General features: G+C 60.0%; 8 protein-coding genes. 5 read left to right on the top strand and 3 right to left on the bottom strand.

Annotated features, from left to right (window positions below):
- Window position 1: 1 nt before the first annotated feature.
- From mreC to VIH17_13140, 3 genes are all read right to left on the bottom strand, one after another.
- Complete coding sequence (mreC, locus tag VIH17_13130) at window positions 2-949, bottom strand: rod shape-determining protein MreC (GenBank protein ID HEY4684174.1); 948 nt, start codon at window positions 947-949, stop codon at window positions 2-4.
- A gap of 389 nt (window positions 950-1,338) precedes the next feature.
- Window positions 1,339-2,382 (bottom strand): rod shape-determining protein, encoded by a 1,044-nt coding sequence (locus VIH17_13135; protein HEY4684175.1) that lies wholly within the window; start codon window positions 2,380-2,382, stop codon window positions 1,339-1,341.
- Between the two features lie 29 nt (window positions 2,383-2,411).
- Complete coding sequence (locus tag VIH17_13140; protein HEY4684176.1) at window positions 2,412-3,686, bottom strand: FecR domain-containing protein; 1,275 nt, start codon at window positions 3,684-3,686, stop codon at window positions 2,412-2,414.
- A gap of 267 nt (window positions 3,687-3,953) precedes the next feature.
- Here VIH17_13140 and VIH17_13145 point away from each other — a divergent pair, with 267 nt between their 5' ends.
- The 5 genes from VIH17_13145 to VIH17_13165 all read left to right on the top strand — a co-directional run bounded on the left by VIH17_13145 (window position 3,954) and on the right by VIH17_13165 (window position 9,182).
- Complete coding sequence (locus VIH17_13145; protein ID HEY4684177.1) at window positions 3,954-5,885, top strand: peptidyl-prolyl cis-trans isomerase; 1,932 nt, start codon at window positions 3,954-3,956, stop codon at window positions 5,883-5,885.
- Window positions 5,886-6,044: 159 nt separating this feature from the next.
- Window positions 6,045-7,235 carry a CoA transferase gene (locus VIH17_13150; protein HEY4684178.1) on the top strand — a complete coding sequence of 397 codons (1,191 nt, stop codon included), beginning with the start codon at window positions 6,045-6,047 and terminating at the stop codon, window positions 7,233-7,235.
- Window positions 7,232-7,507, top strand: a complete 276-nt coding sequence (locus tag VIH17_13155; protein HEY4684179.1) for a hypothetical protein — start codon at window positions 7,232-7,234, stop codon at window positions 7,505-7,507. Before VIH17_13150 ends, VIH17_13155 begins: the two co-directional genes overlap by 4 nt.
- A 68-nt stretch (window positions 7,508-7,575) precedes the next feature.
- Window positions 7,576-7,995 carry a hypothetical protein gene (locus VIH17_13160; protein HEY4684180.1) on the top strand — a complete coding sequence of 140 codons (420 nt, stop codon included), beginning with the start codon at window positions 7,576-7,578 and terminating at the stop codon, window positions 7,993-7,995.
- Between the two features lie 389 nt (window positions 7,996-8,384).
- Window positions 8,385-9,182 carry a M48 family metallopeptidase gene (locus tag VIH17_13165; protein HEY4684181.1) on the top strand — a complete coding sequence of 266 codons (798 nt, stop codon included), beginning with the start codon at window positions 8,385-8,387 and terminating at the stop codon, window positions 9,180-9,182.
- Window positions 9,183-9,329 lie beyond the last annotated feature (147 nt).

Here is a 9,329-nt window from a genome sequence, read left to right on the forward strand (position 1 = left end):
CTCACCTGGCCGGGGGCTTTGGCTTGCCCGCCAGCTCATTCTGGCGAGGCTTGCCTGCCCCTGGCTCTTGGTCGGACCGACCGGCGGGAAGCGAAAGGCCTTTGGCGGGGATCCGAGCTTCCGGTTCGCTGCCTTCGGGCCGCTCGAGCAGGACGAAAACTTCTTCCAGGCGATCAAGGCCGGCGATGGGTTGTAACTCAATGGTCTTAAAGGGGAAGCCGGAACGGGTAGCGGTCACCCGCCCGACCGGTAGCCCTTTCGGGAAGATGCGGTCCTGGCCGGAGGTGAAAATTACCTCCCCCATGGCCACATCTTGATCGTTGAGGACGTAGTCCATCCGGCAGATCGGGCCCCCCGTACCTTTTACGACACCCACGGTTCGCGACGCAGCCAGAAGCGACCCCACGCCGCTCTCCTTGTCCGTGATCAACAAGATCTGGGCAGTACCCGGGAAAACTTCCAGAACCTTTCCCACCACGCCATCGGGGGTGAACACGGCAAAATTTTTCTGAATGCCATCCTTCTGGCCGCGGTTGAGGAAAATGGTTCGCGTGACGTCAACCGCGCTTGAGCCAATCACGCGGGCGGCAACCATCGGCCACTCGGGATGTTCCGTCCGAAAGTTGAGGAGACCGGCAAGATGGTCGGCTTCGGCAGCGCGAACCTCGGCTCGCTGCAATTTCAGTTTTAGCTCGCCCAACTCGCTTTTCAATCGTTCGTTCTCGCGGCTGGCGTCATGCAAATCCACATAATTGCGCCAGACGGATCGAATGCCGCTGACCCCGCCGTGGGCCAGCCGCTCGAAGGGGGTGATGAGCGTCACCGCCCAGAGGCGGATCAAGCGGACGTCGCCCGAGCGCTTGATCTGAAACGCCACCATGAGTAGCTGCGCGAACAGGACGGCGGCAAGGAGGAGGAAGTTCCGGTGACGTTGAGCCAAGCTTTGCATGATCGAAACTCGCCCCTCACCCCCTCTTCCGAGATCCGCGCCTGCCCCCTTCTTGCAGGCGAAAGTATAGCGTCCCGCGCCCAGGGTGAGAGAAAAAATTTCTGGTTCGGAAATTCGAGAGGTGGCACGCCAGGGCAGGCAATGGTGATAAGTCCGCCCTACCGTCTTGCTCGGTCGAGCCTGTCGCTCGCGCTGGCAATCACCTGACGCCGTACGAGGGATGCCGGCACTCTCCCTCCGTGGACGCAACCGGCAGCGAAAAGCCGGGCTTGGCAGAGGTCCATGCTAGTGCCGTTCCAACTTAATGAGCCTATACGTCTCGATCCTGTATGATCAATAAAGTATGCCGTGTGACTTGCCGGAAATGGCCCCAAATAGTTGGAACGGCACTAGTCGATCGCAATCAACCGCAGCAGGCGGAAGTCGGTGAGCATCTTGCCGGTGCCGAGGACGACCGAGGCCAGCGGGTCATCGGCGATGGAAACGGGCAGCCCGGTTTCTTCGCGGATACGCTTATCCAGGTTGCGGAGCAGCGCGCACCCCCCCGTCAAAACGATTCCCCGGTCGCTGATATCGGCGGAAAGCTCGGGTGGCGTCCGTTCCAGCGCCACGCGAATCGCATTCATGATGGTCGAAACGCACTCGCTCAAGGCTTCGCGGATTTCGGTATCGTCCACGGTCACCGTTTTGGGCACGCCTTCAATCAAATTCCTGCCCTTCACTTCCATGGTCATCGGCTTTTCCAAGGGATAGGCGGAGCCGATTTCCATTTTGATCATTTCGGCGGTGCGCTCGCCGATGAGCAAATTGTATTTTCGTTTCAGGAAGTGCATGACCGCTTCGTCCATCTCGTTGCCGGCCACGCGGACGGAACGGGCATAGACAATCCCCGAGAGAGAAATCACGGCGATGTCGGTCGTGCCCCCGCCAATGTCCACGATCATGTTGCCGCAAGGCTCCTCAATGGGCAGGCCGGCGCCAATGGCCGCGGCCATCGCTTGCTCGATCAGATAGACCTCGCTGGCGTGAGCCCGGTAGGCGGAGTCTTGCACCGCCCGCTTTTCGACCGGCGTAATTTCGCTCGGCACCCCAATGACAATACGCGGGTGCACCAGCACGCGGCGGTTGTGGGCCTTTTGAATGAAGTAGGTTAGCATCTTTTCGGTGACCTTGAAGTCGGCGATGACGCCGTCCTTCATCGGCTTGATCGCCACCACGTTGCCCGGCGTGCGGCCAAGCATCTCTTTGGCTTCGCGGCCTACCGCCACTACTTCGCCCGTGTTCTTGTTGATGGCCACAATCGAGGGTTCGTTGACAACAATTCCTTTACCCTTGGCATAAACCAGCGTGTTGGCGGTGCCGAGGTCAATGGCCAAGTCGGAGGAGAACAGGCTGAAGATGGACCGAAAAGTTAGATTTCCATTCCGTGTCATGGCATCCTCACTTCAGGGCCTAGGCATGCTTACGGCACGACCATCGCTGCCTTGCGCGTCACCACGTCCCCCCGGCGATTCTGTGCCGTCACCGTAATGGTGTTGGCGCCGCGAGGCAGCGGCGAGGTAAAGTGCTTGAAACGGCCGTCGGCACCGAGATTGACAACCGGTTCGTTATTGATGATCACGGTGGCGGCCGGCTCGGTGCGGCCGGAAACTTCCACCACGTTGCCGTGTAAAAAGAGGTTGTCGAGCGTGAGCAGCATCTGCTCGGTTTCCGGCTGCGCCACCAGGCTAAACCTGTTCATGTCGGATTCCTGGCTTTGGCGGCCGTTGCGGTCGATGGCCGTCACCGCCCAGTAATAGGTTCCCTCGTCCAGGCCGGTGATGGAATACTCGGTGGTGGCGAGTTTGCGGTCCACCAGCGGCGCCACAAAAAGGGGCGAGGTGGAAACCTTCAGCCGGTAGCTGACGGCTTCCGGAACGGTGCTCCAGGAAAAACGGATGGGGGCGCGCTTGACATCGCGCACGATGATGGGCTCCAAATTGAGCGGTTGGTCCAGCCGGGGCGGGGAGATGACGCGCTCTTTGATGACGGGAGCTTGGCCGGCGGCGAAGGAAGCCTTTTCGTACTGGGTCAGGTTGACCAGTTCGTTGCCGCGCTGCAACTGGGCCGATCCCTGAGCCACCGTGATTTCGTGGACGTTGCTCGCCGGGTCGTTTTTGACCGATGCGCGGGTATTTTCTCGCATGGTGGCGGTAGCATTCTCAAACGAAATCCTGGAAAGAGAACCAGGATTCTCCCAGGTGCCGGTGGATAGGTCCACATTTCCGGAGTTGACCCGCACCGCGACGCTGGTAGCACGGGTGGGCGCGGCCTTATTCTCTTCCACCACGATGAGCGTTTCCGCTTTGACCACGTAAGTTGTGCCGTCCATGAAGGTGATGCGGGCGACGCCGTCGCTGCCGGTTTGAATGAGGTCTCCGCGATCCAGCCCCATGCGTAGGTTCGCCGTCATCCATTCCACCGCGTCGGCTTTCTTGACACGCACCGTGCCATCAATATTGACGAAGCGCGCCTCGGTCAGCTCCGGCGGAGGCGCTGCCTCTTGGCGCGCGCTCCAGTTGGCTGCCCGCTGGATCAACTTCGTCATCGTGTCCGGCGAAAGCAAGGCGATGACGAAGCCGACCACCAGGAGCAGAATCAACGCCCATACCGCCAGCGTGCGGTAACTGACCGTCATCCAATAAATTTCAAAGGGACGAATGCGCTGTTTTTCGCCCGGCGGACGGCGGTCTTCCATACTTTGATACCAGGGCAAGCTGGGCCGTTGCCCAATCTTGGAAATTTAGCACACCACCGGGGGGGGGCGCAACACCTTGAGGCGCCTAAGTCAACCAAAATGTGCGCCCTGGCAACTGGCTTGTGCCCATTGGCTTGGCCCCCTATAATGAACGCTTGGTCGCAGGATGTGGCCTGGGGGCGTCATGGCCGCGGGCTTGCTTGCCGCCTTGATGTTTGTTAAGACCCCACGAAGGGGTCCATTCCCTCCAGACGGAGACTTGGTCACATGCTCAATCTCTTTCGTCGCCGTGATTTGGCCGTCCGCATCCTGCTCGCCGTGGTTCTCGGAATCATTTGCATCATGATGGTGGTAACCCTGGTGCCCGGGATCGGGGGCGGCGGCATCTCCCCAGACACGGCCGGCATGGTGGTGGAGGTGGGTGGGACCGCCATTACCGTCGATGAGGTCAACCGCGAGTTGACGCGTCTCACCCGCGGGCAGAATTTTGGAAACAGCCCTCTCGTGCGCCAGCTCTTCGCCCGGCAGATCGTTGACCAGCTCATCTACGAACGGGCGCTGGAGAGTCAGGCCGGGCAGCTCGGCGTCCGTGTAACGCCGGACGAGAAAGCCGAACGACTCCGACAAATTCCCGACTTCTTTCCGGGCGGAGGTTTTATCGGCCTGGAGCGCTATCAGGACCTGATTGCACAACGCTTTCAGATGTCCATCCCCGAGTTTGAGAAGCGAATCGAATTTGGGATTCTTGAGTCCAAGGTGCGGGGCCTCATCACCGACGGGGTCATGGTTACGCCGGACGACATCGAGTGGGAATTTCGGCGACGCCATGAGAAAGTCAAAATCTCCTTCCTGCTCTTCCGGCCGGAAGAGTTGGTCTCCGAGGTGCAGATCCAGCCCGCCGAGTTGAAGGCCTATTTTGATCGGAACAAGATGCGGTATGAGATTCCGGAGAAGCGGTCGGTGCGCTACATCCTGGTGGACACCGAGCGCATGCGACGCGACTTCTCCCTTCCGGAAGAAGAGCTGCGGCGCTACTACCAGCAGAACCTCGACCGCTATCGCATCCAGGAACGGGTCCATGCTGCTCACATTCTCTTCAAGACGGTCGGCAAGTCGGATAAGGAAATCGAAGCGATCCGCAAGACGGCCGAATCCGTGCTCGCCCAAGTCAAGGCCGGAAAAGATTTCGGCGCGCTCGCCAGGCAGTATTCCGAGGACACTACTCGGGAGAAGGGCGGCGACCTGGGGTGGGTCGGTCGCGGTCAGACGGTGCCGGAGTTTGAACAGGTCGCTTTTTCTCTCAAGAAGGGCAAAACGAGCGGGCTGATCCTCACTCCCTACGGATTTCACATCATTAAGATCCTGGAACGCCAGGATGCCCGCGTGCAACCGTTCGATGAGGTAAAGTCCGGCATGGAGGCAATGCTCTCTTCTCAACGCGTGGAGCGACAGAGCGAAGAGCTGGCGAGTCGAGTCTCCGAGGAGGTTCGCGCGACGCGAAAAAGCTTTGACGCGGCCGCCGGGCATTACCAACTCCCCATCCTCGAAACCCCCCTGTTTGCGAGTGGCGAGCCGATTCCCGCAATCGGAACGAACCCGGAGTTGGGCGAGGCGGCATTTCGGCTGCGAGGCAAGGACGTCTCCATGCCGGTGCGGGTCTCCAGTGGCTTTGCCATCCTGACGCTCAAGTCCACCAACCCGGTGCATCCGGCCACGCTCGAGGAAGCCCGCCCAAAGGTGGAACAGGAGCTGCGCAAAGAAAAGGCGACCGAGCTGGCGCGCGAAAGGGCCCAGGAAACGGCCAAGAAGACCAAGGAGGGCGGTGATCTGGCCGAGCTTTCCAGGCGATGGGGCATGACCGTCAAGCAGAGCGATCCTTTCACCCGCAATGGCTCCATTCTCGACCTGGGAAACGCCAGAGATATAGCTCCGGTTGCCTTTTCGTTGCCGGTCGGTGGGGCCAGTTCGGCCATTGCTGTGGGGAAGAATTGGGTCGTCTTTCGTCTCACCGCGCGCGAGGAGATCAACCGCGAGGAGATGCTGAGGCAGATGAGCTCTCTCGAGAGGGAGGTCCGGTCTCAAAAGCAGCAACTGGCCTATGACCTCTTCCGCGAAAATTTGCGCGAGCAGCTCGCCCGCCAGGGCAAGCTCAAAATCTATCCGGAGATGTTGAAGCGCCTCACCGGCGGTCAAGGCTAGCCGCTTCTGGACCGGGTTCCGCAGCCGTTTCTAAATACTTGAAAATAAAACCATTAGAGGCTTCTTTCCGGGTTGCCTTTCCGTCGCCGGATGAGCTAAGATAATTCTCCTCCGCAGGTATCCCCCGCAGCGCTACTTGCCGAGCTTGACTCGAAAGCTATGTCCAAGCCACTCGAGAACATCACCGTCTTGGATCTTACGCGCGTTCTGGCCGGACCTTTTGCCACCATGATGCTCGCCGACATGGGCGCTGAGGTTATCAAAATAGAAGAGCCGACCGCGGGCGATGATACGCGGCGCTGGGGGCCTCCCTTTGCGAAGGGCGAAAGCGCCTACTACCTGAGCGTCAACCGGAACAAGAAGAGCCTGACGGTCAACCTCAAGCAGCCGGAGGGCGTAGCGATTCTGCGCGGCCTTGCTGAAGCGGCTGACGTCCTGGTGGAAAACTTTCGGCCGGGGGCGCTCGCGAGCCTGGGCCTGGGCTATGAAGAATTACGCCGGAGCAATCCTCGGCTGGTTTACTGTTCCATTTCCGGCTTTGGCCAATCCGGCCCCGATTGCCATCGCCCGGGCTACGATCTGGTGATTCAGGGTGAAGGCGGGGTGATGAGTTTGACCGGCTTGCCGGAGGGGCCGCCGACCAAGGTGGGAATTTCCTTCGCCGACCTGGTAGCTGGACTCTACGCCGTGCAGGGCATTCTGCTCGCCTTACGGGTGGCCGAGCAGACCGGCGCGGGCCAGCGCGTGGATGTTTCCTTGCTCGACTGCCAGGTAGCGCTGCTGACGTTTCAGGCGCAGAGCTATTTCATGACCGGCATCAATCCCACTCGCTTGGGCAACGATCACCCGATGATCACGCCCTATGAAACCTTTGCCACGGCCGATGGATTTTTGAACATCGCCGTCGGCAATGAATCCCAGTGGCAGCGATTTTGCGCGGCCATTGGCCGGAACGACCTGGCAAACGATGCGCGCTTTTCGAGCGTGCGCTTGCGGGTGGAAAACCGGTGCCACCTCAAGCCTCTTTTGGTTTCTGCCATCCAGCAACGAACCACCGGCGAATGGCTTGCCCTGCTGGCGAAGGCCGAAATCGTGTGCGGGCCGGTAAGGACGGTCGAAGAGGTCTTGCGCGAGCCGCAGGTTGTGGCGCGAGACATGGTCGCGCAATTTGATCATCCCAGCATTGGGCGGACGAACGTATGCGGCATCCCAATCAAACTCAGCCGGACGCCGGGCGAGGTCAGGAGCGCGCCGCCTTTGCTCGGCGAACACAGCGAGGAAGTTCTCGTGAGGGAGCTCGAAATGAGCCGAGAGGAAATCAGGCGATTGCGCCAGTCGGGGGCCATTTGACGAGCCAATCCACCATAGGCGGGCGAGTTCAAGGTTTTCTTGCCGCCAATCGTCTAGGGGCGGGGATCGGCCTGGCTGCCACGGTGCCCCTTGCGGTTGTCGCCATCCTGCGCTGGTATCAGGAAAAGAGCATGGAAATGCTCGCGCTCTCGTTGGCCGTGCTGCTCTTCTTGCCGTTGCCGTTGGCCGTGATTGGCGCCGGCGTCCAAGCGGTAGGCCGCAGCCTGTTTGGATTGGACGAACCGGGGAAAGAAAAAGGTGAGGGACAGTAGGGGCAAACGGCCGTTCGCCCGTACGAGATGTTCTCAACAAAGCGAGAGATTCCAAGACAGGGGGCCTCATGCCAAGTCAACGACGAAATGACTACCGATGCGCCGTCGAAGTTAATCAAGCGGGGAAGTACTGCGTGCGGTTGCGAGTGCACTACACTCGCCGCCCGTGGAAGCTGGCCGTCTATTTCCTGACATCGTCCCTCGAGCGGGCGATCAAGAAGCTCCGCGAGACCATCAACTTCCTTCAGCGGGATGAAGAGCGCTTGCGGTTTTGGGGTGTCGAAATGTCGGACGACCCCAACCTGGCGGGCGAGATGCTGCTCGAAAGCGGCCTGAGGCTCGACCGAAGAAAGGATTTTCCGCGTCGCTCGGCGCTGGTCGAGGTCCCGGTGGAAAAGCCCATCCCGGCGCTCCTTCTCGCCGGCATCCAGAAGAAGCTTGCCTCGGACCTCGAAGAGATCGAGGAGCGGGCGCTTGTAGCGCGCTAGCCCGGCTGGCCCCGTATCGTACGGTACGTGGCTGGATACGCGCTTTTTTAGCTATTTCCGCGAGTGCCTCCTTCAAGACGAATTCTTCACTTCGTTCAGGACAAGTCCTCCAGGATGAATCCTGCACGCGGGCGCAAGAAACCAATCCCAAAATAGTATTCGCTCTCACAATGGGACTGAAACTTTTCTCACCCTGGTCCTGCTTTTCTTCCGGGTCCGCAGAATCAACTTCTTTCTCTCAAGTTGGCGCGTACTACAACTCACTGACCCCGCCGGGCAACTTCCTCCTATGACTCCCATAGCCAACGGGTGATTGGTTGGACGAGCCGACCGGCGCATTATTCCCGCACCAAGAATTTGCTGTTGTTCGAGCACTCGTGGAGTGGGAGATGAACAAACAAAGTGTGCTTCACCCGATACGTCTATTGACCATCTTTGCGCTGGCAATCGTCTTTGTCCTTTTGCTCCTTGTCCTGGCCGCGCTTCCGCTCGGGGCAAGCACAACCAAGTCGGCCGTCAAGCTATTTGCTGATAGCGACGTCGGTTCGGAATTGCTGGTTTACTCGCTCACCTATCAGGTGGATCTGGTGCGCGAGTCGGAGATCGTGGAGCCGCTCCAGCGCTTTGTGGACAAAGTCGGGCGAGCGATGGGATTTCCAGCTCCCGTCCGGGTCACTGTCCTTCGCCACTCGCAACCCGAGGCACTCTCCGCTCCGCCGAATGTTCTCCTGATCACCACCGGGATGCTCGCCAGCGTTTCCTCGGACGACCAACTCGCCGCCGTCGTCGCCCGCGAGCTCGCCCACATCCAGCTCGGCCATTCCATACGGGCGGTCTCGCGTTTCCGGGTGGTGCGTCGAGCCGACGACGAATATGCCGCTGACCGGGCCGCTGTTACTTTCCTGACCTCGGTCGGCTACGACCCGCAACAGTTTCCCGATTTCTTAAGAAAGCTGGCGCGGGAGAATGCGGCTGCGGCCTATCTGGCGGATCGTCCGGACGTCTCTCTCCGCCTTATCGGGCTGGAATCTACTGCGGCCATCGGAACAGTCCCGCCACGGCGGGATCCGTCGCTGTCCCCCTCGGTGGCAGAGCTGGTGGGCTCCGTTCGCGCCCTATATCCACCCCATCGGAGACCACGCAACCGTCCCAGCGTTGCCCAAATCCCCTCCGTCTTCGGCCGGTAGCCGTCTCCTTCATCGCCAGCTATACAGATCAGAAAACAGAAATCAGAAAAGCGGGAGGCTGATTTCTCACGTCGCTTGACGGAGTCAGGCCTGCCGGTATAGCATCCCGGCGCTTTTGGTGTTCCCAAGTCAACCTAGCTTCTCAGT

It is taken from the genome of Candidatus Acidiferrales bacterium (assembly GCA_036514995.1).
In the GTDB taxonomy this organism is placed as follows: Bacteria; Acidobacteriota; Terriglobia; order Acidiferrales; family DATBWB01; genus DATBWB01.